Origin of the sequence: Shewanella saliphila (assembly GCF_014648295.1) — a bacterium.
GTDB lineage: Bacteria > Pseudomonadota > Gammaproteobacteria > Enterobacterales > Shewanellaceae > Shewanella > Shewanella saliphila.
In genome coordinates, this window is sequence record NZ_BMQV01000018.1 from 19,288 (window position 1) to 46,208 (window position 26,921).

24 protein-coding genes and 1 riboswitch are annotated in these 26,921 nt (G+C 42.9%); of the genes, 8 read left to right on the plus strand and 16 right to left on the minus strand.

Annotation, left to right across the window (positions count from 1 at the left end; translation table 11 throughout):
* Positions 1-45 precede the first annotated feature (45 nt).
* On the plus strand, positions 46-510 hold the full coding sequence (locus IEY48_RS10280) for a YehS family protein (protein ID WP_188919927.1): 465 nt from the start codon (positions 46-48) through the stop codon (positions 508-510).
* 231 nt (positions 511-741) lie between these two features.
* Positions 742-2,430, plus strand: a complete 1,689-nt coding sequence (locus IEY48_RS10285; RefSeq protein ID WP_188919929.1) for an NAD-dependent malic enzyme — start codon at positions 742-744, stop codon at positions 2,428-2,430.
* Between the two features lie 82 nt (positions 2,431-2,512).
* On the opposite strand, the gene IEY48_RS10290 is transcribed toward IEY48_RS10285, so the two are convergent.
* Positions 2,513-2,947, minus strand: a complete 435-nt coding sequence (locus IEY48_RS10290) for a DUF3069 domain-containing protein (RefSeq protein ID WP_188919931.1) — start codon at positions 2,945-2,947, stop codon at positions 2,513-2,515.
* A 462-nt stretch (positions 2,948-3,409) separates the two neighbouring features.
* Here IEY48_RS10290 and IEY48_RS10295 point away from each other — a divergent pair, with 462 nt between their 5' ends.
* Together IEY48_RS10295 and queG are read left to right on the plus strand one after the other, a co-directional pair.
* Positions 3,410-5,239, plus strand: a complete 1,830-nt coding sequence (locus IEY48_RS10295) for a tetratricopeptide repeat-containing diguanylate cyclase (protein WP_188919933.1) — start codon at positions 3,410-3,412, stop codon at positions 5,237-5,239.
* A gap of 40 nt (positions 5,240-5,279) precedes the next feature.
* Positions 5,280-6,506: a tRNA epoxyqueuosine(34) reductase QueG gene (gene queG, locus IEY48_RS10300; protein ID WP_188919936.1), complete on the plus strand. Its 1,227-nt coding sequence runs from the start codon at positions 5,280-5,282 to the stop codon at positions 6,504-6,506.
* A 41-nt stretch (positions 6,507-6,547) separates the two neighbouring features.
* Here queG and IEY48_RS10305 read toward each other — a convergent pair whose 3' ends face one another.
* Positions 6,548-6,754 carry a dodecin gene (locus IEY48_RS10305; protein WP_188919939.1) on the minus strand — a complete coding sequence of 69 codons (207 nt, stop codon included), beginning with the start codon at positions 6,752-6,754 and terminating at the stop codon, positions 6,548-6,550.
* 370 nt (positions 6,755-7,124) lie between these two features.
* Here IEY48_RS10305 and IEY48_RS10310 point away from each other — a divergent pair, with 370 nt between their 5' ends.
* The gene (locus tag IEY48_RS10310) at positions 7,125-8,030 is read left to right on the plus strand and encodes a LysR family transcriptional regulator (RefSeq protein WP_188919942.1); all 906 of its coding nucleotides are present in this window, start codon (positions 7,125-7,127) and stop codon (positions 8,028-8,030) included.
* On the opposite strand, the gene IEY48_RS10315 is transcribed toward IEY48_RS10310, so the two are convergent.
* The 7 genes from IEY48_RS10315 to IEY48_RS10345 all read right to left on the minus strand — a co-directional run bounded on the left by IEY48_RS10315 (position 8,010) and on the right by IEY48_RS10345 (position 15,465).
* The gene (locus tag IEY48_RS10315; protein ID WP_188919946.1) at positions 8,010-8,750 is read right to left on the minus strand and encodes an HDOD domain-containing protein; all 741 of its coding nucleotides are present in this window, start codon (positions 8,748-8,750) and stop codon (positions 8,010-8,012) included. The genes IEY48_RS10310 and IEY48_RS10315 overlap by 21 nt on opposite strands.
* Before the next feature lie 115 nt (positions 8,751-8,865).
* A complete protein-coding gene (locus IEY48_RS10320; RefSeq protein ID WP_188919949.1) occupies positions 8,866-10,857 on the minus strand; it encodes a TonB-dependent receptor in 1,992 nt (663 codons plus the stop codon).
* A gap of 129 nt (positions 10,858-10,986) precedes the next feature.
* Positions 10,987-11,180: riboswitch (cobalamin riboswitch) on the minus strand.
* A gap of 146 nt (positions 11,181-11,326) precedes the next feature.
* Positions 11,327-11,854 carry a hypothetical protein gene (locus IEY48_RS10325; protein ID WP_229786395.1) on the minus strand — a complete coding sequence of 176 codons (528 nt, stop codon included), beginning with the start codon at positions 11,852-11,854 and terminating at the stop codon, positions 11,327-11,329.
* A gap of 254 nt (positions 11,855-12,108) precedes the next feature.
* Positions 12,109-12,420: a DUF3622 domain-containing protein gene (locus IEY48_RS10330; protein ID WP_188919954.1), complete on the minus strand. Its 312-nt coding sequence runs from the start codon at positions 12,418-12,420 to the stop codon at positions 12,109-12,111.
* Between the two features lie 127 nt (positions 12,421-12,547).
* Complete coding sequence (locus IEY48_RS10335) at positions 12,548-14,464, minus strand: peptidase U32 family protein (protein ID WP_188920055.1); 1,917 nt, start codon at positions 14,462-14,464, stop codon at positions 12,548-12,550.
* Between the two features lie 154 nt (positions 14,465-14,618).
* A complete protein-coding gene (locus IEY48_RS10340) occupies positions 14,619-15,185 on the minus strand; it encodes a phosphoribosyltransferase (RefSeq protein ID WP_188919956.1) in 567 nt (188 codons plus the stop codon).
* 103 nt (positions 15,186-15,288) lie between these two features.
* Positions 15,289-15,465, minus strand: coding sequence for a hypothetical protein (locus IEY48_RS10345; RefSeq protein WP_188919957.1), 177 nt, complete (start codon positions 15,463-15,465; stop codon positions 15,289-15,291).
* Between the two features lie 32 nt (positions 15,466-15,497).
* On the opposite strand from IEY48_RS10345, the gene IEY48_RS10350 reads away from it, so the two are divergent.
* Positions 15,498-16,172 carry a DNA-J related domain-containing protein gene (locus tag IEY48_RS10350; RefSeq protein ID WP_188919959.1) on the plus strand — a complete coding sequence of 225 codons (675 nt, stop codon included), beginning with the start codon at positions 15,498-15,500 and terminating at the stop codon, positions 16,170-16,172.
* 123 nt (positions 16,173-16,295) lie between these two features.
* Positions 16,296-16,952, plus strand: coding sequence for a thiol:disulfide interchange protein DsbA/DsbL (locus IEY48_RS10355; RefSeq protein ID WP_188919962.1), 657 nt, complete (start codon positions 16,296-16,298; stop codon positions 16,950-16,952).
* 105 nt (positions 16,953-17,057) lie between these two features.
* Here IEY48_RS10355 and IEY48_RS10360 read toward each other — a convergent pair whose 3' ends face one another.
* Both IEY48_RS10360 and IEY48_RS10365 read right to left on the minus strand, forming a co-directional pair.
* Positions 17,058-18,896: an alpha-amylase family glycosyl hydrolase gene (locus IEY48_RS10360; RefSeq protein ID WP_188919965.1), complete on the minus strand. Its 1,839-nt coding sequence runs from the start codon at positions 18,894-18,896 to the stop codon at positions 17,058-17,060.
* A 96-nt stretch (positions 18,897-18,992) separates the two neighbouring features.
* Positions 18,993-19,964, minus strand: coding sequence for an aldo/keto reductase (locus IEY48_RS10365; protein ID WP_188919967.1), 972 nt, complete (start codon positions 19,962-19,964; stop codon positions 18,993-18,995).
* Between the two features lie 144 nt (positions 19,965-20,108).
* Between IEY48_RS10365 and IEY48_RS10370 the strand changes: the two genes are divergently transcribed.
* Positions 20,109-20,996, plus strand: a complete 888-nt coding sequence (locus IEY48_RS10370; RefSeq protein ID WP_188919969.1) for a LysR family transcriptional regulator — start codon at positions 20,109-20,111, stop codon at positions 20,994-20,996.
* A gap of 26 nt (positions 20,997-21,022) precedes the next feature.
* On the opposite strand, the gene IEY48_RS10375 is transcribed toward IEY48_RS10370, so the two are convergent.
* The 5 genes from IEY48_RS10375 to IEY48_RS10395 form a co-directional block, all read right to left on the minus strand.
* Positions 21,023-21,538, minus strand: coding sequence for a cytochrome b/b6 domain-containing protein (locus tag IEY48_RS10375; protein ID WP_188919971.1), 516 nt, complete (start codon positions 21,536-21,538; stop codon positions 21,023-21,025).
* Positions 21,538-22,062: a menaquinone-dependent protoporphyrinogen IX dehydrogenase gene (gene hemG / locus IEY48_RS10380; RefSeq protein ID WP_188919973.1), complete on the minus strand. Its 525-nt coding sequence runs from the start codon at positions 22,060-22,062 to the stop codon at positions 21,538-21,540. Before hemG ends, IEY48_RS10375 begins: the two co-directional genes overlap by 1 nt.
* A gap of 189 nt (positions 22,063-22,251) precedes the next feature.
* Positions 22,252-23,877 carry a di-heme oxidoredictase family protein gene (locus IEY48_RS10385; protein WP_188919975.1) on the minus strand — a complete coding sequence of 542 codons (1,626 nt, stop codon included), beginning with the start codon at positions 23,875-23,877 and terminating at the stop codon, positions 22,252-22,254.
* A 141-nt stretch (positions 23,878-24,018) separates the two neighbouring features.
* Entirely contained in the window at positions 24,019-25,182 is a 1,164-nt protein-coding gene (locus IEY48_RS10390; protein ID WP_188919977.1) for an imelysin family protein, read from the minus strand.
* Between the two features lie 38 nt (positions 25,183-25,220).
* On the minus strand, positions 25,221-26,618 hold the full coding sequence (locus IEY48_RS10395; protein ID WP_188919979.1) for a porin family protein: 1,398 nt from the start codon (positions 26,616-26,618) through the stop codon (positions 25,221-25,223).
* Positions 26,619-26,921 lie beyond the last annotated feature (303 nt).

Sequence of the window (26,921 nt, forward strand, 5' to 3'; positions counted from 1 at the left end):
TCACTTGACCTAAACTATTTATGCGCAGCCGCGCCAGAGAACCTTATGATAAACAATGATATTCTTCGCCGTATTCGTTTTGTGTTTGATTTTTCAAATGCCAAAATGATTAACATTTTCAGCCAAGCTAATACCGAAATCACCTCAGATCAAATTATTGCACTGCTGAAAAAAGAGGACGAGGAAGGCTATCAAGCGTGTAATGACAAATTAATGTGTCAATTTTTAGATGGATTGATTATCAACAATCGTGGTCTAAAACCCGGTACCGAAGTACCCGCGCCATTAAAGCAATTAACCAATAACCTTATCTTCAAAAAATTACGCGTTGCGCTAGAAATGCGCGAAGAAGATATTATTGCCACATTAGCCTTAGCAGATTTTGCCATGTCTAAGTCAGAGCTTGGCGCCCTGTTCCGTAACCCTGACCACAAAAACTATAAAACCTGTGGCGACCAAGTGTTACGTAACTTTGTAAAAGGTTTATCGATTAAACATCGCGGCAAGTAATTTCAGCGTAAAAGTTGAGATAACACTCTATAAATGCACAGCTAAGGCTGTGCATTTTTGTCTCTAGCGTTTGAATTCAAACAGCCTCACTGAAAGAATGCTTATTGATGAGGACAATAATTCATCATAAAAAGCGTGATTTTAATCACTTAACAGACCACAACAAACTTCAGACGTGATAATCTATCCCGATAAAAATTCTAATCACAAACACACACATTAAGGTTCCCCATGGACGATAATAAACGCCCCCTATATCTTCCTTTCGCTGGTCCTGCGATTCTTGAATCTCCTCTGCTTAATAAAGGCACTGCATTTAGCGAAGAAGAGCGTATTTACTTCAATCTCGAAGGATTATTACCTTGGGTAATTGAAACCATTGACGAGCAAGCATCACGTGCTTACGACCAGTTCAAAAGTTTCAATAACGACCTTGATAAGCATATTTATTTACGCAACATCCAAGACACCAACGAAACCTTATTTTACCGTTTACTGCGTAATCACATTAGCGAAATGATGCCGATTATTTACACCCCTACCGTAGGGTTAGCCTGTGAACGTTTCTCTAAAAACTATCGCCGTAACCGTGGTTTATTTATTTCGTATACCAATAAAGACCGCATTGACGACATTTTAAATAACTCTACTCGCCATAAAGTTAAGGTGATTGTTGTAACAGACGGCGAGCGTATTTTAGGCCTTGGCGACCAAGGTATTGGCGGCATGGGCATTCCCATTGGAAAATTGTCGTTATACACCAGTTGTGGCGGGATCAGTCCGGCATATTGCCTGGCTGTGACTTTAGACGTCGGTACAGATAACCCACACTTATTAGAAGACCCAATGTACATGGGTTGGCGTCATCAACGTATTGGCGGTGCCGAATACGCTGAGTTTATTGAAGAATTTATGCAAGCCGTGAGCCGTCGTTGGCCAGATGCGTTAATCCAGTTTGAAGACTTTGCCCAAAAAAATGCCATGCCACTGCTTGAGCGTTACAAAGACAAATACTGTAGCTTTAACGACGATATTCAAGGTACAGCAGCGGTTACGGTTGGCTCATTACTGGCAGCGTGTAAAGCGGCTAACAGCAAACTCAGCCAACAACGCGTGACCTTTTTAGGTGCCGGTAGTGCGGGTTGTGGTATTGCAGAAGCCATCGTGGCGCAAATGGTTGCCGAAGGCATCAGCGACGAGCAGGCCCGCTCACAAGTCTTTATGGTTGACCGTTGGGGCTTGCTACTTGACAACATGCCTAACCTGTTGCCTTTCCAACAAAAGTTAGCTCAAAAGTGCTCAGAAGTTAACGGTTGGGACAACTACAGCGACCATATTTCGCTGTTAGATGTGGTTAACAACGCTAAACCAACCGTATTAATTGGCGTGTCTGGCGCCCCAGGTTTGTTTAGCGAAGAAATCATTCGTGCCATGCACAGCCACTGCGAACGCCCAATTGTGTTCCCATTGTCTAACCCAACAAGCCGTGTTGAAGCCACGCCAAAAGACATTTTACACTGGACATCAGGCCAAGCATTAGTCGCGACAGGTAGCCCGTTTGAACCCGTAGTCATTAATGGCGAAACATTCGAAATCGCCCAATGTAACAATAGCTTTATCTTCCCGGGGATTGGTTTAGGTGTATTATCTTGCGGCGCGAAACGCGTATCAGATGAAATGCTTATGGCGTCAAGCCAAGCGTTATCAGAATGCTCACCATTAGGTAAAAATGGCACCGGTTCGTTATTACCTAAACTAGAAGAGATTCAAGAAGTCAGTAAATACATCGCATTTGCTGTTGCCAGAACGGCTATCGATCAAGGCTTAGCATTACCTTGTACAGACGAGCTACTTAAACAATCAATTGACGCAAACTTCTGGGAACCAGAATACCGTCGTTATCGACGTACCGCGTTTTAATTAACATTAAGTGCCTTAAACAAAAAATCCCAGCCAGGCTGGGATTTTTTATGTTTGCTTACAATGGTTAAGTAAACACAAATTAAGCAGACATGACTTGCTTAAAGCTGTTTAACATTGAGCGATCAGTGCGGGCTTTTTTCAGCTTACGCAAACATTCTTTAAGCGACTGCTCAGCTAAACGACCAAACACCCCGTCGTATTCATTGTTATTCATTTCTTCTTCAGAATCGGCGCTGTCGGCAATTTCTTGTGCCACACGACTTAATTGCATCCAGGCATTGGCAATATAAAAGCCATGAAACTCAGCTTTAGTCATTAACTTTTGGGCGCTGCCAGGTAATGCATCCCAAGCCTGGCTAAAAGCATTGGCATTATCTGCAAGCAGCTCTTTAAATAAGCCTTCATAAGCCTCTAACAGCGTTTCTGGTAATTGATCCATCGGTAGCACTTTATTAGCGACATTATACGAAACTTGCTTGGCGACATCTTGATACTGCTGATCAACGTTACTCATGGCTTTCTCTCTAACATGTTAATAGGCCCTAAGTTTGTCACTTAGGCTTGATAACAAAGCCTGCTCATCTGTTCAGCTATGCTCATCAAAGCGTCTTTATACCCGGGTATAAAAGCGAATGCAAATTTGACTCAAAGCCATAACAAGCCGTCTGCCTTGATTACTTTAACCATGTTAGTTAACACCCGCTAAACTGTGCAGCTCAAGCTGAATCAGATTTTAACAATGTAAACGCTAAAATGAGAGATACCAAACGGTTAAAATAATAAATCGAGTGATATTATTTTAATGTTCAATGCTATCCAAACACAGCTAAGGCGATGATGGGTTAAGCGCAAGACTTTTACGACTAAACACGCTACTCTACAAACTGATAGCTCGTTCAATAATAATCACAAATGAGACTTCGCTGCTTTGTTTACGACTAAATTACTCAATATTATAATACTGGCCAGCATCATAATGATGTCTTGTAATGTTAATGCTAACACCATTGATAACGCGCGCGCCGATGAAATTTACCAACGTATTGATCGTGGCGAACTTTCATCAAATGATGAAATAAACCTGTTGCTCAAGGAATATAAAAATAGCATCGCGGTTGATGACACCGTCCGTCAACAATTAAATATAAGACAGACCTGTTGGAACCACCCTGCCAATAACGCTGAACAACTCAATACCGCCATTAACTATGCCGACGAATACCTAAACATTTACAAACAGCCCAGTCCGTCATTGATTCAAGTTGACTTAACATTATGTAAAATTTGGTTTTTACACCAACAAGGTCAAAACCAAAATATTTTAAAGCCGTTAGACAATGCCATCAATAACGCTTATTTATTAGAAGACCCGCGCTTAATTGCTGATAGTCGCAGCCTCCGGGGCATAGTTTTGTCTTATATGGGTAATTTTAGTGCTGCCCTAGAAGATCTTATTACCGCGCAAAACTTATATGAGTCGTTAAAACTCGATTATTGGGCCAACGCCAATTTACGTCAACTTGCCAATAGCTACCGCCGCTTTGGTGACCCAGATACCGCATTAACCTACCAAACCAAACTCGAAACTTACTACCTAGAAAGCAATCAAGCCTATGCGGCAAACCTCATCAATATTGAAATGGCCATGTCACTTGAAGAGCTGGGTCGCTACCAAGAGGCTAATGAGCGCTATCAAAAGGCACGTGAATTTTGGCTTAAAGAAAATGAGTTAATTGCCGCAGCAGACATGGCCGTGAGTATTGGAGGTAACTTCATTAACTTAAATCGGCTAGACCAAGCCAAAACCATGTTAGAGCAAGCCAAAAAACATATCACACCCGATATTGCCAGTAGTTATAGCTACATGAATTTGTACCTTGCCAAAGTCCACCACAAACTAGGCAATCACAGCCAAGCACTCGAATATATACTCAACGCCGAAAAGGCCTTTAACGACCACAATAACGCTCGTGGCCTCAACCTAGTGTTACAATTAAAAAGCCAAATATATCAAGCATTAGAGCAATGGCCCGACGCTTATTATACATTATCGGCTTATGTTGAAGCACACGACGCGCTCGACAAAAAGACCATGTCAGACAGAAACTCCGAGATGCAAGCACGTTTTAACACCGACAAAATTAAATCTGAAAACAACTTACTCGTGCAGCTAGATAAAGACAAAGAAAAGCAACTGCAAATGATGCATCGTAATGAACAAATGCAAATCATCATTATCATTCTCGTGGTGCTCATTTTGCTCATCGTGTCATTGTTTGCATATAAACAAGTTATGCGTAAAAAGCTCTTTAGAAACTTAGCGCTAACCGATGAGCTGACCGATTTATCAAACCGACGTGACACATACTCACAAGGTAAAGCGTTCTTAAATGAAGCACAGCAAACTGATAAGCCATTCTCGATTATCTCGTTTGACGTCGACCACTTTAAGGCGGTTAATGACAAATTAGGCCATGACACTGGCGACAAAGTTTTGGTTAAACTTGCTGCGATTAGTTCTAGCATGATGCGCGAAACCGACGTCGTTGGGCGTGTTGGCGGTGAAGAGTTTTTAATTTTATTACCTAACATCAACAACAGCATTGCCGTCGATATTGCCAATCGCTTAATTAACGCCGTTGATAATTATGACTGGTCGAGAATTTCACCGGAACTGCACCTAACAGTTAGCGCAGGTGTGGTCAGTTATACTGACGAGACCGACCTGTCGCCTTTATTACTCAAAGCAGATAAAGCGCTTTATTGTGCTAAAGCTGCGGGGCGTAACTGTGTAAAAGCGGGGTAAAGCAGGTATAATTCAGCGGTGTTTACTCAATAATAGCGCTATGACTGCAACGACCCCAGCTTCAACTCCAGATCAACATAACGATCTTACCCGCCAATCACCTGAGCCATATCCTTTGACAGCGGCTCAACTTGACGTGCTCAATCGGCAAATAAAGCAGTGGGGACAAGAACTGGGCTTTGCCCACATCGGGGTCGCAGACGTTGACTTAACTCAGCACGAAGCCGGCTTGCAACAATGGCTCGATAAAAACTATCACGGCGAAATGAATTACATGGCGAGCCACGGCATGATGCGCGCACGCCCAAACGAACTGCACCCCGGCACCTTACGAGTAATTTGTGCACGTATGGATTACCTGCCGCCTGAGGCTGGCTTTGCTAACAACTTAACCAACCCAAATTTAGCCTACATATCCCGTTATGCCGGCGGCCGCGACTACCATAAACTGATGCGCCAACGCCTTAAAAAGCTGGGCGAAAAAATTACCGAACACTGTAAAAGCCTCGGATTTGATGACAGCAATTTCAGACCCTTTGTTGACTCAGCGCCCATCTTAGAGCGGCCATTAGCCGACAAAGCCGGCATAGGCTGGACAGGCAAACATTCATTAATTCTCCACCCAGATGCGGGCAGTTGGTTTTTTTTAGGCGAGTTGTTGGTTAACTTACCGCTGCCACTAGACATCGCCATTGAAGAAGGCTGCAACACCTGTGTCGCCTGCATAAAGTCTTGCCCTACCGATGCCATCGTTGAGCCTTACGTTGTCGATGCACGCCGTTGTATTTCATACTTAACCATTGAACTGCAAGGCGCGATACCCGAAGAGTTTAGAGCGTTAATCGGTAATCGAATTTATGGCTGCGACGACTGCCAATTAGTGTGCCCAGTTAACAGCAAAGCCCCACTGACAGCAGAATCTGACTTTCATACCCGCCAAACACTAATTCAACCCGAGTTAATCGATTTATTTACCTGGTCAGAACCATACTTTTTACGCCAAACCGAAGGCAGCGCCATTAGACGTATCGGCCATAAACGCTGGTTACGCAATATTGCCATAGCACTTGGCAACGCCCCTGCAAATCCCGATATCATCGCCGCACTCGAGCAACGCAAACTCAGCGACGAAGTTGATGACATGGTGCTAGAGCATATCGACTGGGCCTTAGCACAACAAAAGCAAAAAGCGCCACAAGAGGCGCTTTCACGTAAAACCCAGCGAGTCATCCGCTCAGTACAAAAAGGCTTACCGCGCGACGCCTAGGCTTTGGGTTATCGAGCCAGTCAGCATAAACCTTCACGATGTTAAGTATCTAAGGTAAAGCCAACTTTAATAGTGACTTGCCAATGGGCAACTAACCCCTCTTCTAGGTGACCACGGGTTTCTACCACTTCAAACCAACGTAAGTGCTTTAGCGATTTATTGGCCTGGGCAATGGCGTTTTTTACTGCATCGTCGCTGCTGATTGGCGATGAACCGACAAGCTCAATAACCTTATATGTATGACTCATGCTTAACTCCTTATTTTCAGCTCATTAAAGCGCTATTAATAAATAATTAATCCTTTCTCAGTATAGCCTTAAGCTTATCAGTTCGCTTTTTTCTATCGTTCGAGGCGTTATGGTTTCAATCATATTACGCAGTCAGCAACGATGTTTCTCCCTCGTATGGTGTGTTGGTTAATTGTTTAACTTGCTATGCAATTCTCAGTTATCGAATATTGTATACAACAAAGTGGCTTTATTAACAAAAATTAATAGTTAAATATGTAAAAAAACTCATACAGGCGTCTGGACGTCTAGAAGTTTATTGTGTTATTCTCCTGTCATGCAATCGAATTGATTTCATCAGCTAGTTGAGCAAGATTCATGTGGAGAGAAAATGATAGAGCTTAGACACCTTCGCACCTTGATGGCGTTAAAAGAAAGTGGCAGTTTGGCAGGTGCAGCTAAAAAGCGGTTTGTAACCCAGTCGGCGCTTTCTCATCAAATAAAAGAGTTAGAGACTCGTATTAACTCAGCGATTTTTGTTCGAAAAAGTAAACCGTTAACTTTCACTCATGAAGGTGCGCGACTGCTGAATTTAGCAGAAGAAATCTTACCTAAGGTGATTGCAACAGAGTCAGATCTTAAACGTGGTCTTGAGGGTGAAAGTCAGCAACTTAAATTAGGCATTGAATGCCATAGTTGTTTTCGTTGGTTGATGCCGGTCAATGAGCAATTTAAACAACATGCGCCTGATGCGCAGGTTGATATTTCAAGCCGCCATTTGTTTGATTCACTCAATGCATTGCAAACCGGTGGGTTAGACATTGTACTGACCTCAGATCCTGTGCCTGGCCACAGTGTTGCGTATCAGCACTTGTTTGATTTTGAGGTTAAATTAGTGACCTCTAGCGAACATCCATTGGCGAAAAAAGCGTATGTGACCCCTACTGATTTAACAAAAGAAACCTTAATTAGTTACCCAGTACCGTTAGCACGCCTGGACATTTACAAACACTTTTTAGAGCCTGCTGGGGTTGAGCCTGGTGAGCAAAAGCAATGCGATTTAACCTCAATGCTATTGCAACGAGTGGCATGTAATGATGGCGTCGCGACGCTACCTACATGGTCAATTCGCGAGAGCCAAGGCTTGAGTTTAGCTGCGGTAAAATTAGGGGCAGAAGGACTAAAACGTCCGTTGTTTGGCGCTTATCGCCGTGACGCCACTAATGCAAATTTGATTCAAAAGTGGCTTGAGCTTGTTGCAAGTGAAGGCTTGAAATTACAACGGATTAATCAATAGTTTCCGTTTAGATAACACGCGTCGAAGCACAAGTCCTGCTGAGTCAGGGTTTTGTGTTTGGCGTAAGTTATGTGCTATTAAAAATTCATCGCGTAAATCGTCATCCAACCCTAATGATTCAAATGCCTCTAAAGACAGTTTTTGTTGCTGCTGATCTATCAATGATTTAAGCACTTTTAACGACACAGGCCTTGGTAATTCTGCGTTCAAATACGCAAATGCAGTTAGCGCAATCACTTGGCCAAACACACTGAACAAGGCTAAAGTTTGCACTTCATCAGCGTCGACTTTTATTGCCGAACCCGCTTCGCTTTCTACACGTAATAATTCGATACAATCATGAGCTATGGCTTCGTTTAATGCCCAGTAGCCTTGTACTAATTTTTTGTACGGTTCGGCTAACTCATCAAGTCGCTCTTTTAAATAAAACGAAAATGCATAACGGTAAATATTCACCTGCCCTAAACGGATTAAGGCATCTTTCACACTGCGGCTTTTTGTTGACACTACACCTGCATTTTGTGCGGTATTACTGCGTTGTAATAAATGGGCTGCGAGCGCGGGATCGGCTGAAACGGTATCGATAACAACCCGAATATCGGCTTCGTTAATTAAGGCCTTTTTTAAAGGGATCAAAATACCGCGGCGACCAATGACCTGTTCTTCGTTGCCAATAATAGCTTGAACTTGAGTCAGTACTTGTTGTTCAAGATTTGTCATATGCATCAGTTACCTTTGGTGAATAAATCTGGGTATAAATTAATTTAACGATATATTAAAACGAAAGCCAGTAATAGTTACTGGCTTTGGTATTCATATCGCTTAGTTTTACCCTTTAAAAGCGGTAACCAGCAGTAATTCTAAATGAACGACCCGTACCTGAGTAATAACCATTGCCATAAGACGAATAATAGCCTGTTCCTACATAGTCTTCATCTAATAGGTTATCGATACGCACACTGGCTGTCCATGCATTACGGCGATAATTTAATGCGAGGTTAGTCAGCACATAACTGTCGAGTTTGTCGTCGGCATTACTGTCATCACCTTCCATGTAACGCTCGCCTGTGTATACACCTTCAACAAAGGTTTGCCAATTATCTGCAAAGTCGTAGCTCATAAACACTTTACCAGAATGCTCAGCCACCCAAGAAAGCGCCTTGCCTTCGTTATCACCTTGGGTAAATTCGGCATCGATATAGTCATACGATGCGCCCATTAGCCAATCTTTAGATAACTGCACCTCGTAGCTTGAACTCACACCAAAACGGCGCGACTCATCAGCGTTAACGTTAGCGCCACCGCCATAAGGTCCATCGGTACGGCTACCGTCGTAAACGATTTCATCTTCTAACTCGAGTTGATACGCATTGATTTTTAACGTTTGGGTAGCCGTAGTGTAATCCCAACCCGCTTCGTATGAGCGCCCTGTTTGTGGGTCTAACCCTTGCACATCTAACGGCGTGTAAGCTTGCTCATCGACTTTAGCAAAACGGAAGTTATCATTGGCGCGAACATAAATACGATGCTCGGCACTTGGGCGGTAATTAAGCCCAAGCTCAAATGCGTGTGCATCATTGTCGAGTTCAACACCTTCAGGATAAAGTAGTTGATCAGACAAATCATCGGTCACTTCAGAATAGCGACCACCGACAACATATGACAACGTTGAACTTAGCGGCACAGTGGCTTGCACATAGGCGCTTTGCATCGTTTGCTCGTTATTACGTTGAATATACAAGGTATCAAAGTCAGCTTCACCGCGGCTCACATCAACCCCTGTCACTAATATTAATTCACCGTGTTCTAGTTGATAGTGCGCGGTAGCTTTTGGCGAAAAGCTCAATAAATCACGTTCAATTCGCCCTGCACTGCCATATAACAAGCTGGTTGTGAGTGAGTCTGAATAGGTTAAATCTGCACCAAGTGCCCACACGTCAGTCAATTGATATTGATAACCACTGCGCAGTGCGGTGGTCATTTCATGTGAGTATTCACCCTCAGAAAACGATGCGACTTGACGAGGGTTATCTTGGTATTGTGCAAGGGTTAATGCACCTGGGGCCTGGCGATCGTCATCGAAGTAGTTTACTTCAACAAAAAAATCTTCGACGTCAGTTTGATACTGAATACGACCTAAAATAGAGCCAGTTTCATTTTCGTTGTTGTCACGATAGTTGTCACTTTGGTTATAGCTTCCGGCTAAAAAATAACGCCAGGTATCGTTGAAAGCACCAGAGATATCACCTTTAACTTCATAGGTGTCAAAACTGCCACCACTGACCTGTATACCGCCAGAGGTTTGGGTTGGCGCTTTGGTAATGATGTTAATGACGCCGCCTACTGCTTGGTCGCCATATAGCACACCCGCACTGCCTGACAGAATTTCAACACGTTCAATAAGATTAAGCGGAATGGATTCAACACTTGGCGCTGAAATATCAATGTTATTTAAACGACGACCGTCGACTAAAATTAACGTGTTGTTTACGGCTTGCGAAGACGAAAAACCGCGCATCGAAAATACCGCACCAGAGTTGTTATCTGATACCTGTATGCCTGATTGGCCGCGCAGTAAGTCAGTAAGGTTGGTTGCACCACTCATTTCAATATCGGCAGCATCAATAACATCGACATTGGCAGCGATATTGAGCGGATTAGCTTGATTACGGCCAATGACCACAATCGTCTCATCCATTGTCACATCAGACTCGGTTGACGCTGTTGGTATTGATTCTGTAGAGGTTGGTGCTGCAACAGCGTTAACACTGGTTGCGCAAAGCATTGCACTGATTAATAGTGCGAGTGTAGTTGGTTTAGTACCCATTTACCTTTAACTCCTAAAAGGAAAAATGGGGCAAAAGCGCCGCAATATTGACCACCACTTAACAGCTTACTCGCCAGAGCAAACCCAAAACGGCATAACATCACATCTCGAGATCTGCCCACCGAAATCATCGAAATCATCTTTATGGCCGGTCTCCGGACTGAGGTTACGGTACACAAGTTGTACGCACGAGCTAAGATACCATTGCATCAAAGGCTCTCACCAATCACCGTTGCGGGGGCAGTACCAGACTTTCACTGGTTTCCCGATTCTCCAATGGGTCGATATGACTCAACATTGGCACCGTAAAGATTGACTAAATTATTGAACATTTTGCTTATCTGCCTAAGCTTTTTGCCTAGGTTTATGCAGTATAAACAGCAGCGGGATTATAGCGGAAGCTCAGCTTAGCTGATAGTAACAAAGCAAAAAACAACTCGCGGATTATTCACGTTAATGTTTGAGTGAGTTACTCAGCCATAAAGTCGCGATAATTTTGTTGATTGATAGGCGCTGATTCGGCGGTAAACACTGCGGTACGAATAGACTTATGCACGAGGTAGATATCATCGTCATCGCTGATAACAGTAAAGTACCCCATCTCACCACGAGGGCTCGTAATGTAAGATGCTGAAACGGTAATCGAGGCATTATGAATATTGGGCATGCTAGTGCAGCCTAATAAGCCGTGTACCGCTTCAAGCCCTTCAACTTTTAAACTGCCTAATTGCTGATAAACCACTTCGCCCTGGCAGTGTTCTTTGTAAGTGTCAGCCATTGAGTCTAAAAATTCAGCAGGTTCGACATCTTCTGCCAGGCCTTCAAAGCCTTGCATACAGACCAAGTTAGACCAATCGTTAAGGGTTTCGTTGGCAGGTATAAATTCAGCCATGATCATGTCGCCGCGCTTTTCATTAAAGGCGAGTTTCCACGCTAAAGGAGGTAAAAAACCAAAGGTTTTGGAGACGGTGATAAGCTTTTGTACGTCGCTCGACATAACAAGCGCGCCGGATGAGTCACTTTGGGAGTCCAATGTAACCAATGCTGGTAAAGTAGCATACGAGGCATGAGGCAATAGACAGGCTATTCCAGCGCACCCCGCGTAGCAGATAAATGCAGCGAACTTGTTCATCCCAAAGACATCCTTGCAAGGAATTAGTTAGTTTAAAAATCATTCTAATTAAGTATATCCTATCCTGAACATACCGAAATTAAAACTTATCTATAACATTTACCTATTTTGAGCAGTACTTAGTTGAAGTCGTCTTCGTCATCTTCATCAACGATTTCGTCTTCATCAATGGCAGATTCAGCCGCGATAGCCGCCGCTAAACTTTTTGCTTTTAGGTGTTTTTCAGTTTTACGCTTGTTACGGTCAGCTTGCTTAGACAGGAAGCCCTGTAATGACTGTTCGCCCCATGCAATGGCTTCTGCTTCTGTGGCAAAACCATCATGGCTTTTTGATACTACGGTTTTAGTCGCTGTCATACGACGAGTGATTTCGGCTTTCCACGTGTTTTCAACTTGTGTGACACGTAAACCATACTTTTTGCTATCGCTCATAATCTTTTCTATCCTACTTTGGGCATCGCAATGCAAAACCCATGAAATTTCAGCCGCGCAGTGTACTCGATACTCACGAGTTTGGGCAGCTATTATTGGTTATTTTTAACGCTTTTTTGTGATCGCGTTATTGCTGCTTCACTAACTGGTTTGAGCCCACGATCATCATTTCACATTTATGGCAGTCAAACACCAGCTTTAACTTGTCTTTACCGACGTCTAAAAACATCGGGTCGGCTTTGATGCCCTCAACTTCTTTAGGGCATAAATTAAAGCTGTAGCGTAAACAATGCTTGGTGACCATTAATGGTGCATCATGCAGCACGGTGTTTTTTTCGTAGGTATCTTCAATTTGAATCACCCCATGTTGCTCATAAAACGATTTGGCTTTTTCGTTGGCAACGTTAGACAAAAAGCTTAACGCCTTTTGTGGGAAACGCGCTTCTTTATTATGCACCCAACGCTCAGGGCGCTGATACGCTGCAACTCGTGCCGCCATTAACTCGCTCACAGCATCACGGCGCAATTCATTGACCATAGATGCTGGTAAAAACCACATTTGCGCAGTTTGTAAGTTGACCTTGTTTAACACAAAATCGCTGCTGCCTAATTTACCCAACTGCTTTTTAAGATTGTCAGCGGTTTTTGCTTGATCGTTTGCAGCTTCTTTCCCGCATGTCAGTGTGGCTGTAGCACTAATATTATGCGCATCGGTAATGGTTAAGCCGACACCGTCATCGGTATCAAAAAACTGCATATCAACGCTAATTTTACGGGTTGCCGAATCTTTGTTTAATGTTAATTCAAACTTATGGTCAAAGTTACGGAACATCATCACGCTGGTTTTTAAGTCTTTTGGCACCTCGGTTAAATACAAGGTATTGCCGTCGGCGCGGTTAACTCGTACACCCGATAACTTATCGTCAGACAGGCGCTGAGTTTCGTAATGCTCTACGAAATAACATAAGCCATCACCATTGTTAAACTGAATATCTTTACCACTTTCGCTGGTATCAATTTTGATGAAGTCTTTTCCGACCTGGGTAATGCGGCCAATTTTTTCACCTATAAACTTTGGCGAACTAAAATGCTCAATGGCTTCGGTACGCTCGTTAACAAAGTAATCGGTTTTACCGCGGTTAAAGCTTTTGTCAGGGTCAGGGGTAAAGTTAAACTCGCAGCGACCATGGGAAATAGATTCAAGATCGTTACGCTTAGCAATAATGGCATCTAATTGCTGACGATAATGAGCGGTCACGTTTTTAAGGTAAGTAATGTCTTTTAAGCGGCCTTCAATTTTAAATGAGCTAATGCCAGCATCAATCAAGGCTTCTAAATTATCGGTTTGGTTATTGTCTTTAAGTGACAATAAGTGCTGATTTTCAGCTAATACATCACCGTCACGTGTGGTTAAGTTACACGGTAAGCGACACATTTGAGAGCATTCGCCACGGTTAGCACTGCGGTTTGAGTACGCATGGCTTAAGTTACACAAGCCACTGTAACTGACACATAATGCACCATGAATGAAAAATTCTAACTTCATTTTGGTGTTGGCGGCAATATCACGAATTTGCGGAATGTTTAGCTCGCGCGCCAATACCACCTGCGAAAAACCCACCTGCTCTAAAAACACGGTTTTTTCTGGGCTGCGGTTATCGGTTTGCGTACTGGCGTGTAAGGCTATTGGCGGTAAATCCAGTTGTAAAACGCCCATGTCTTGAATAATCAAGGCATCAACGCCGGCTTCGTAGAGTTCCCATATCAGCTTTTGGGCTTTATCTATCTCGTTATCCATTAAAATGGTATTCAATGCCACAAACACCTGGGCATGATAACGATGAGCAAACTCCGCTAAACGGGCAATGTCTTCAACGCTGTTACCAGCATTATGACGCGCACCAAATGCTGGGCCACCAATATAAACCGCGTCGGCACCATGACGAATAGCTTCAATGCCGTAATCAGCATTTTTAGCCGGTGCTAGCAGTTCAAGTTGGCGCTTTACCGGAGCCTCGGGGGTAAACAATTCTACAGAAACCATAATGTTAACTAAATTTCGCTCAATTCTGATAAAAAAGTGCGCCAACATACTGATACCATCTTGGTGACATTAGTATGTTGACGCACTCGCATAGTCTTGTATTTTAGCAAACTTTAAACAAAGTTCTAAGTAAAATTGCGACTAACTTGATTGTTTATAAAAACAGCTCTTGGATGTTTTTAAAGTCAGATTTGCCTTCAGCAATTTCTTTTGGATCCAGACCCGAAACTTCGTGCGGGAACACTAACCAATCTTCAGATGAGTGAATAAAGTAATCAGGCTTTAGGTCGACTTTGGTGTTTTTTGGCTTGTAGTAAGGACACGCAATGCGAATATCGCTTGGTACATTAAGACGCATAAACTTTTTAAGCTTACCAATTAAGGCATCAATACTGCGACCTGAGTCAAATACGTCATCAACAATTAATAACCCGTCGCTGGCATTGGCGTTTTCAATAATATAATGCAAGCCATGAACTTTAATGTTTTTGTCTTGCTTGTCGGTGCCGATGCCATAATACGATGACGTGCGTACTGCAATGTGGTCAGTTTCCACTTTTTTGAAGTCATAGTATTCTTGCACTGCAATACCAATCGGTGCACCGCCACGCCAAATACCGACAATAAACTGCGGTCTAAAACCACTGTCATATACCTGCGCAGCCAGTCTAAATGAATCTTCAAGAAGTTGTTGCGCGCTAATATAGTGTTTATCAGTCATTGGTAAGGCCTCTGGTTATTTTAGTGCGGCGAATTTTATACCAAATAAATCTATCTTGCCTGTAAGAATCAGAAATAATTGATCAAAGTCAGCATAAAATTATTTAGTTATGTCGTAAATTATCATCAAGTGGTTCAAATGGATAAATTAATCTTTGCTTAACGGATGATACCTGTGCCCAAGTAGACTGGACAGATATCATTGCCGATAAAATCTTCTTGTCATTCACGATGGCTATGGCATAGTGTTTTTGACCAATTCGTTGATATACCCAACTCATTGATATCGCCAATTCAGGATGAATACACCGTTATGCTGCTAGACAAAAATACCCAAAATAACTCAGCAAATACCCTGTCTCACTCCACTGATGCACGCGTTATGGAAGGAGCTAAAGGTGACAATCCGCTTATTTGGCCATTGCTAACTTTACTCAAATCTTCACGTCAAAGCTGGAAAGTGCATCACTTAGCCAGCGAACTGCAAACCAAAGGGTTAATGCACGACCTCGACCCAATGCCTGAAAAAGATCTCTTCAAACGTAATTTTTTGCTAATGAATGCTCTCTACGAGCTGCAAGATATGCTAATGCCAAGGCAATGGCTGCAAGTCAAAGCGATGGAAATTCAAATTTTTAGAATCATCCCCTCCAATGCAGATGTTGCACATATTCGAGACGGTGCACTACGTGAATACTATCTTGATTGGAGCAACTACGACGCTAGCGTTAATGTGGTACGTGAAATGCTCGAGTCATTCTGGTCAAGCTATCAGCAATTTATTGGCGTTAATGCTCAATTAATGCATAAAGGGCATGCTTTGAAAGTATTCGAGCTAGATGAAACTGCAACCGATAAAGATATTCGCAAACAATGGCGTAAGCTAGCACTGAAATGGCACCCCGATCGTGACGACGGTGATGCTGATAAATTCCGTGAAGTATGCGAAGCATGGCAAACTCTACGAGACAAGAGCTTAGTGGCTTAAAGCCAGCTAATTATTTAACGCAAATCACAGCTTGATCACACAAATTTTGCCACTGTGCATGGCTATTTATGCCATCATTAACGGCATTATTGTCTTTAAATTTATCTCCATTTTGAGGTGTTCATGTTTAAATATTTAGCTTTAGCCGTGACCTTAGCGGTTGCTCCTATTACCAGTTTTGCTGCGCAATTTGTTGAAGGCACCCATTACACCCAAATCTCAAACAACATGGTCCCTAGCGAACCTAAAGTGACTGAGTTCTTTTCATTTTATTGCCATAACTGTTTCAACATGGAAAGTCAGTACCTGCCTGAAATCAAAAAAGGCCTAGATAAAAGAGTGGCATTCGACAGCAAACACGTCGACTTTATGAACAGCGACTTAGGCACTGAAGTGATGCGATCACTCGCGGTTATCCACGAGTTATACAACAAAGAAGCGTTAAAAATTGCCATGTTTGGTGCGATTCAAGGTAAAGACAATACCGCGGGTCATGACCATAGCGCGGCAGGTCATGAGCATAAGTCATTGATTAACAGCCGTGACGATATCAAAAAGGTGTTTGCCGAATTAGGCGTTGATGCTAAGCAATACGATGTTCTTGCTGACAGCGAAGCTGCCGATAAAAAACTCAGCTTATGGCGTCAACAACAAGTGATGTACGCAGTACAAAGTGTGCCCGCTTTTATTGTTAACGATAAATACGCGATTAACTTAAATGAAATGCGTACCCTCGATGACATCATCGGTTTGATTAATTACTTAGCGTTACAAAAGTAGTGTTAACTGCTTTAAATAAAAAATGGCTATCCAGTGGATAGCCATTTTTTTGCCTACTTTGTGCTAAGCCTTGAGTCTTAAGCTTTGTGCCCTAATCCTTACATTTTATGGCTGATTAGTGTAAATGGCGTAGCTTAATCTTGGTAAGGTGACGCTAAAGCCTGTGTTTGTCGCCTCGCCTTTAACTACAGCTTGTTGTTGGCCCCATGAGTGCAATAACCGATAAGGCTGTGCAGTGTTTGCCAGCTCAATGCTGTGTGCTTGCTCACCACTGTTAAACACCATCAACATTTCAGCGCCGGTTGTCGCATCAACGCGCGCAAAGGCAAATATCGGCTTATTCGCCTGATAAAGGCGGTCTTGATACTCACCACGGCGTAACAATATATGCTGCTTACGCAATTCACTTAATTGAGCAATGGCCCGATACAGTGGGTGGTTGCTGTCAAAGTTATCGTTTGCGGTAGTAGCCTGGGTGCCTAACAAGGTATTGTCATTATAACTGGCCACTTGTGAGGCAAACATGTCTTCGCGAGCGTGAATATCGTTTCCATCACCGGTAAAGCCTTGTTCATCACCGTAGTAAATCACCGGAATGCCGCGAGATAAAAACATAAATGCATGCGATAAAATGCTGCGCTGCAGTTTATCTTCAGCAGACATATCGGGATTGGCCTGCTGAATAAAATGACCGGTGCGGCCCATGTCGTGATTGCCTAAAAAGGTCATGAGCAAATCAGCTTGGCTGTCGCTGTCTTGATAAAGATTATCTTGGGCAAATAATTGCTGCGCTAATTCAGGGCTTTTTTTACGGTAGAAAATATCTGCCGCAGCTTGTTGAAACGCAAAGTCGAGTACCGAGGGCAGTTTTCCCTCTGTTGTATAAAGGCTGAGTACCTTAGGGTCTGGCGCATAGACTTCGCCAAATACATGAAACTGCGGGATACCTTGCGCTTTAGCAAAGTTAACAATTTCGGGGCTAAAGGTTTGCCAAAATGATAAATCGACATGTTTAACGGTATCGATCCTAAAACCATCAGGCTTAAACTCTTTAATCAAGTTTTGGTAAATTTCAATCATACCGGTTAACACTGCAGGGTCAGCAGTATTCAGGTCATCTAACCCGGTAAAGTCACCATTAAGCGAGCTTTCGCCTTTAAAGGTGCTGTCGCCTTGATTATGATAGTAACGCGGATCGTTCAGCCAACTCGGCACTTTGACCTCAGCCTGGCCTTCGGGAATAAATGGCGTGTAACTGTCACCTTTTGCGAGTTGATCTAATGACTTATATTCACAGTGCGTATTAGGTGCAATAAACTCGCCCGACGCTTGGTGACACTCCTGATACTTAATCACGTCAGCCGTATGGTTAGTAATAATGTCGAAAAATACTTTAATACCACGTTGATGCGCTGCGTTAATGAGCTGCTTTAAATCGGCATTACTACCAAAATGTGGGTCGATTTCAGTGAAGTCGACAATCCAATAACCGTGATGAGCAATACCGTCAGGTTGAATGGCTTTATTACGCAATAACGGTGTCATCCAAATGGCTGTAATGCCAAGGTTTTGCAAGTAATCGAGTTTTTGCTCAATGCCGTTAATGTCACCACCATGAAAACCACGAGGATGAGTTAAGTCCAAACCGCCAGCCGAAACTTCATGGGTTAATGAGCCATTATCATTTTTGCTGTTGCCGTTATAAAAACGGTCGGGTAATACAAAATAAAAAATGTCATCGCGAACATCGCGATGTAAGTAATCTTGATAAATATCTGACGCACCTTGCGCCTTAACAAGTGTATCGGCAGACTGCGCATCGGCCGCTTGCGGGGCTATAACCTGGCTTTTTTCCTTGTCGACCTCTGCTGGCTGACAAGCCGATAACAATATTGCCGGAGTTAATATTGCCGCAGTAAGTATTGTGCCTATTTTTGTGTCCATATGGCCTCTTAAATGACTATCTTTATTATTTATGTTGATTCGCGCCTGGGTAACTCCCCCATCGATACAGCAATAATTAACCTGTTCTCGGGTTAACTAAGGTAACTCTTGTCCCTTTGCGCTTACATACAGAGCATACCAATGCTCGCGGCTCAGTGATACCTGAGTTGCTTGGCTACAGGCGTTAATTCGCTGCAAATTGGTGGTGCCAATCACCGGTTGAATTTGACTGGGATGTTGCATTAACCAACTGAGCAAAATAGCTTCGGCCGTGGTGTGATATTGCTCAGCTAAAGCCTGCACTAACTGGCTGGTTTGTTGCACCGCTATTGGTTGGTCGCTAACATCCATGCCACTGTATAGCCCTTGGCATAAACTGCCCCATGCTTGAATTTGCATATGCTGTTGTTGGCAATATTGCATCATACCTGGGGTAAAGTTGATGTCTTTACCGGCTTGATTACCTGCAAAAACGGTTTCATCCAGCCAGTCATGTTTTTGTAAACTCATTTCAACTTGGTTTAATACCAGCGGTGCGTCTAAGGCTTGTTGCAGTGCTTGCACTTGGTGTTGCTGCATGTTCGACACCCCCAAAAAGCGCACTTTACCGGCGGTTTTCAGTTGGTTAAACACCTGCGCAATTTCAGTCGGCTGCATTAAAGGATCGGGGCGATGAAGCACCAACACATCTAGGTAATCAGTATGTAGCTGCGCTAAGCTTTTATCGACGGAGGATTGGATCCACTGCGCTGATAAGTCATAGCGTTTGGGGCCTACATCATCGGCAAATCGAATACCGCATTTACTTTGCAGATACATCTCTTGTCGCAGTGCTGGGCGCTCGGCTAATACTTTGCCAAACACTTGTTCGGCTTTGCCAAAGGTATAAATATCGGCGTGATCAAAGTAATTAATCTTGTTATCTATCGCGGTATCAATCACCTGATGGGCTTGTTTAATATCGGCATCATTAATTGGATTAGCATTCCAACCACCGCCCAGCCCCATGCAGCCATATACCAGCGGGCTAACATTCGGTAGAAATTCACGTAAAGGTAAGTGGGTCATTTTCAGCTCTTAATATTGCGTTCGTTAAACCTAGTTTATGAGAAACGCGATAAAAATGAAGCATAAAAAAACAAAATCATTATTTGATATATCTACCAATAACAGATTACAGTTCTTTATACATTACGGTAATAGGTAAGCAGAATGAGCCGAGAACATAAAAAGTTTGAGCGGTTATTTTTATTTAGCGAGGTAGCCAAGCAGTTAAGCTTTACGGCAGCAGCAGCTGAATTAGGCATTTCACGCGGTTACTTGTCTGAACAAATTAGACAACTTGAAACAGAGCTTGGCAGACCATTGCTTATTCGCACCACCCGCAGTGTTAAGTTGACCATTCAAGGTGAAATGATTTTAGCCAGTATGGGGCAAGTGAAAGCCGATCTACTGGACCTTGACCGACAAATTCGTCACGACAATGATGATATTGCAGGCCGGATCCGCATCACCGCCCCGAGCCAATTTACTCAACGATATTTATTAGACATTTGCCATGAGTTTAGCGTGCTACATCCACAAGTGAATTTCAGCGTTGATTGCAGTTATACCTTATTTGATTTAGCAAAAAACGATTTTGACTTGGCCATTAGGGCAACCCAAAATCCGCCGCAAAACATGGTCGCTAAAAAGTTATTTAATTATCAGCAAGTGTGCTGCGCGGCGCCTGAGTATCTTAACAAAGCGGGTATACCTAAGAGTATTGATGATTTGCATCAGCACCGATGCTTAACGTCGGCAGAACAAAGTGATTGGTCATTTGGCAATAAAACCATCGCCGTTAACAGCTTTATGAGCATCAACGATAATCACATGCTCAAAACACAAGCCTTACTTGCAAGAGGGATTATTTTAGGCCCGCAATATCTTGTCGATAGAGAGTTACAACAAGGCCAACTACAGGCCATTTTAACCGATGAAACCATGAGCCAATCGGCCACTTATATTGTGCACCCGCAAATGATTAACCAGTCAGCAAGGCTGAGTAGTTTTATTCAATTTACCCTTGAGTGGTTTAAGAAAAATAACCAAGACTAACTTGAACGCCGACATAAGCGTTCAAGTTAGTTAAAAAAATCTCTAATGTGTAACAGCCCTAACAAGCAGTGCAATACAATAAAGCCAATAAAACCATGGGTAAACATTATATGATAATGACGCCAGGTTAATGCATTAGCCGGTTCAGCCACAAACCATGCAACACCGGTCAACGCCACCAGCAGCAGTAAAATGACCCCTACCCCTTCAATAACACTGATTAAGCCTTTACCACCAGAATGAGGAAGTTGACCGCGCAGTAAACCACCGACATCAGACAGTAGCGGCTTTACATCAAAAATTAGCCAGGGGAAAAACAATCGCCATTGACCGCCTTTGCACACTTTAATTAAAAATAGCACTGCCACCATTGCGGTCAACAAGCCACCATAAACATGAAATAAATCCCAAAACCCTGCGCGCTCGGTTAACTGTCTACCAATGAGTATCCAGGGGCTTGTAAAGAGCAACAGCAATGACATGACGAGCACTAATGCATGTAATACTGCCTCAAAACCTTGCCAAACACGCTTTATGCTCATCAATTAGCCTCAATCATTTGCTGAGCAAATTGATCGACTTTACTCCAATCCGTAAATTCTACTTTGGTATTGGGGTCGGTTGGGCCTTTGGTTATCCACATAATAAAGCGAATAATGTTACGGTCCACGGCACCATAACCTTGATAATCTAAATTACCACCAAACACTTGTAATAGCTTAGGCTGCCATGAGCTTTGGCTTAAAAACTGCTGCATGTACATGTTTGTCTCTGGGGTGTTTTTAAGCGGCTTACGCGCCACTAAACTCACCGAAAAAAAGCCGCTAGGTTTTGCTTCGAGCTGTTGCTGATGTGATTCAATAAATTGATACAGCGACGGACGATGCTTACCGTGACGAATACTGGCACCAATAAACACTTTGTCGAACCCGGCTAGATCGGGCACCTCAGACAAGGACGCAATAGTAACTTGTTGCTGCTGGGCTTCTAACTTGCTTTTAAGGTATTCACAAATTTTTTGAGTGTAACCATGGACACTCGAGTGGATCAGTAAAATATGGCTCATGCTGACCTCAAATTGAAATCATATAAAGTAATACAGCATCTTAGCTCAGTAGTATAAAAATTTACATGAAACAGATCACGGCATGAGTATCACGTTATACTCAATCAACCTGAAGATGCATATTAACGAAAAATCCCTTAGCCATGTTCGACTAAGGGATTAAACATATTAATAACGAGTCCAGTTTGCTTATAGCGACATTAAAAATGTCACCAGTTGCGAACGTTCATCTTGGCTTAACGCCATAAAGTCATCAGTTGATTGCTGAGCTTCTCCACCATGCCACAAAATCGCTTCTTCTAGCGTGGCCGCTCGGCCGTCATGTAAAAAACCCGCTTGCGGATTAACCGTTTGAGTCAGCCCTATTCCCCATAAAGGTCGGGTACGCCATTCATTACCGTCTGCTAAAAAGTCAGGTCGACCATCAGCAAGCCCCTCACCCATATCGTGCAGTAACATGTCAGTAAATGGGTAAATAGTTTGGCCTTTCAAGCTGTCGCTCATGGCTATTCCGCCAATATCGCCCGATGTTTTGGTGACAAATGATGGTGTATGACAACCACTACAATTGAGTTGTTCAAATAATCGCGCACCTTCACGCACATCACTATCGTCGACATTGCGTCTCGCGGGTACCGCTAATGTTTCAGCATAAAAAACCACTGCGTCACTAAACTCTGCGCTGGCTTCAGGTGCACCGTCAACACCTTCACCGGTATCAACAAACCCTGTGCGGGTTAAATATGAGTCATGCAAACTGGTACCAAGGACACTTTCATCGGGAAATAACGGATTAGTAATACCAATATCACCACGTAATGCACCTAATGATTGCACTCGAACACTTGGTGTATTGGCTTTCCAACCAAAACGCCCTAATGATACTGGTGTTACATCTCCATTTTGTGCCTTTATGGCATCGAAGACCCAATTTGCGCGGCCAGAAATATTGTCATTATTACTGTCATCGGCATCCACATTAGCCAAAATGCTTGCCTCTGGTATGGCTTCTAATAAACCTAAGCCAAACACTGGCATACCATTACGCCAGCCCATTAACACATCATCTTGGAGTAAATTAGAGGTTACATTCGCACTTTGTTTGGTTTCACCTGGCGCGTCATAGGGATTTTCGACTTCAAAAACAGGCTTTTTTAAGCTCACTGTTTGACCGTCAGAATAAACGACATCATGCCGTTCGTAAGATAAATACACATCGGCTTGGCCAACAAAGGAGTTGTCCTGCCAATCAGCACGCGCTTTTAATACTCCACGGTGAAACAACTGATCACCAAAATCAGGTACTTTAATTGGCGCACAGTAATTATTGTCAACCGTACCTGCTATGCATGGTTCTGCAGCGGCTTTGCTTATGCGCAAAAATATACCATCGGCAGAGCCTAATTTAACACGCGTTTCAGTAGCCGCCACAATGGGGGTTGAATTTCGGCCATCTCGTTGATGACAAGAATTACAATCTGCATTATTGAATACTGGGCCTAAGCCGTCCAATTCAGGATGTTGGTCATTGGGCGCGGTAGTAAATGATGCTTCAAAATTGGCATCACCTTCTAAATGCAATTCAAGTTCATCTTCAGTTAAATTGACCGATGGCGTTGAAAAGCCATGGCCGGAACTATTGGCATCAAACGTGGTAGTGTCACCACCTAATGCAATAACAGAGGTGTAGCTAGGATAAGTCACAACGGGTTGAACAGGCTCTGAAGTACCGTCATCACCGCTGCCACCACAAGCACTTAGACTCAACCCAATTAATGCCGCAAACCAGTAAGGTTGTCGTAATAATTTATTCATCGTTTTCTCACACATTTTTAATCTAAATCAGATAATTAGCCATAACACACCCTTTATTATTAGGATTATATTGTGAAAGGATCGCATTTCCCCTCCCAATCAGGCCACTCCATGACCTTATTGGGAGAGAAATTAGCTAAATTATGAGTTCCAATCTGATAACAAAGGCAGTACGTCTGACTCCAATGAAGTTTGCAGTGTTGTTAGTGCATCAATTGCACTTTGCACTAACACGCGACCATCTTCGTCTAAAATAGCTTGGCGAAATGGCATATCAGTACTGCCTGAAATGGCTTGAATTTTTAAAATTGAATCGTCAATTTCACTGGTAATACGAGCGGCTAACGTCGCATCTGCTGCGGCAACAAAGTCTACTAATCCGGTATTATCTGAAGCACCAGTAAACTCACCTTGATATACGTTACGTACACCAATGATGTTATTAGCAAAATCAGTCAGTGAGTTCCATGAATACTGTGACTCAACTTTAGATGTATCAGCAGTGCTGATTGAATCACCAAATGGATCGGCTATTTTACCGTTACCCACTTCATCGACAATCCCAATCATGCCATTGATTAATTCTTCAATCACCGCCAGTTGTGATGAGTAAATCGTATTGGTTGCATCACCAGGGCTTTTGAGTAAATCGGCATAAGGTATAGCAGTTTCATTGTCAGCGTTATAGTTCACTTGCCACGCATCATCTAACAGTGTGGTGTAATCTCTAAACACTTCTGCTAACGCAATTAAATACTCACGCTCACTGGTAGTAAGATCTGCAATTAGCTTGGTATTGCTGTCAACACCATCACCAAATAACAAGTATTCCATGGTGTGAAAGCCTTGAACATCATCGTTCCAAGCTTTAATGGTTTCGGCATCAAAACCACTATTATTGTCTAGCTGAGTTTGTAAATCTGTGGTGTTTAAAGGCCAGCTGTCTAAATGTGGGTCGATACTTAAAGAATCTACAGGGCCAAAAATATGCGATTCACCTTGCTCCCATGGCTCACGTGCAGATTTCCACGCATTCTGTGCAGCCACGAGATCGGCTTGAGTTGCCGACGCACTTAGCAAAGCTTGTGTCGCTAATAATAATGCATCACCTTCAGCGGCTAAATTGGCATAACCGGCCACAATAACATCATCGGTCAAATTGGTGATCATTTCTGTAGCGGCAAAGCTAAAGCCCGTTGTCGGTTCCACTGGTGTTTCGGTACTTGAATCATCAGAACCTGAACCACCACATGCAGATAAAGTCGTAATTAAAGCCAATGTGATTGCTGTGTGTTTAAAGCGCATAATAAAACTCCATGTAAAAAAAATTAAAACAAATAAATTTATAGCGAGAATTGATATCCCACACCCAAAGCAAAAAAGTGAGTATCTGGAATACTGGAAACAGCCACTTGGTGAACACCACCTTCGGCCTTAATCACAATCTCTGGGGTAGGGGAATAGTTAACACCTACACTGCTCCAGGTGTTTTCATAACGTTTAGTTGCGGTGCCCGTTTCAACGGCCATGAGAGGGTTGGAATAATCAACATTGGCAAAAACAGTCATCGGAAGATCAAACCATTCGTCAAGCTTTACACCTGCCTCAACAAAGAACGACTGTGACTCTGAACCTAATTGGGCAAAATTACCCGGTTGTAAGCCTGGCGTGGTTTTATTGGCTAGAGTGATCGCATCGGCGTTGTCTAACGTGCCATATAAATATTGGCCGCGAAGTATCCAGGGGCCTTCAACAAATGCACCCGCAACAGAAACAATGCTTAACGCACCATCAACATCTAACTTGTTACTTTTATGCCGATTACCACTGGTATTGCCGAAGTAATAAGCCACACCAATAGCACTGCCTGTTTTAAAATTGCCGTAATCAAGACGTCCGGCAAAGGCTAGGTCGTCTGTATTGACTTCTTCAAAGCGTTTTTGATGACCAGATGCCACCCAATCATAAGTACGGAAATACTCAGAATTTAAGCCACTCACAACTTGGGCTTGATAATGAAAATCTGAAATTTCACCATAAACACCAATACCGTTTTCGTTCCAAACGGTTGGCATCATTGCAGCCTCACTTTTATGGCGCTGCACGGTTAAATATTGGTTCGGCTTATGTAAAATACTTGTTAAACCTATCGGCAAATGAATATTACCGAATTTCACCCCAAACGCTTTGCTTGGACGATAGCGAATTTCGGCTTTTTCAACGACCACTTCACCACCGGCTTCCACTTCGGATTCGAACTCACCAAACTCATCAAAACCGTCATATTCTAATGCCGAGCCCGTGCCACCATGTTCATATTCAATTTCAACTTCCATGCTCCAATCATCAGAGAACTGGTAACCAAATTCGGTCACAATGCGCTCTAAATCCGTGCGACTACGTCGCTCTGCAGATGTGTCTTGAACGTTATCGAAATATTCATCACTGGTGTACACCGCAGTACCATATGATTTAAAGCTAAACTGACTAAAGCGGGCATCCGCTTTATCAATATTGTTTGATACATGATCAATTTGTTTGGCGACGGCTGTACTTTTTTGCTGTTGTTTTTGTTGCTCTGCCGCAAGTGATGCCAATTGCTGTTTTAACAAAACAATTTCAGCTTCTTGTTTTGCAATGGCTTTGGCTAACGACTCAGGATCAGTTGCTGCCTGCGCTTGAGTCATTAGACTGAGTACACTAGCGACAGAGACCGACAATAAGGTTAACTTTGGGTTCATTTATCTCTCCAACAAAACGCACGGTGCGTTAACAATTTTCAAAAATCTGAATGCAACATACACGTATTAATAACAATTCGCATTACAATTTACATTTGTATTTACTTTGTAAAGATTGATGTGGGCTCAGTATTGCTACTTATTATTTCGTTTGATGACTTGTAGCATATGAAAATTGAGTGCCAAAACAGAGGGTGGATGAGTGTGGATTTTTGAGATTGAATAGCCGAGCTTTTGTTTGGTAAATCGATAAATGTAAGGCATAGTTAAACTTAGCTTCAGGCTATAAATCACCGTGATATG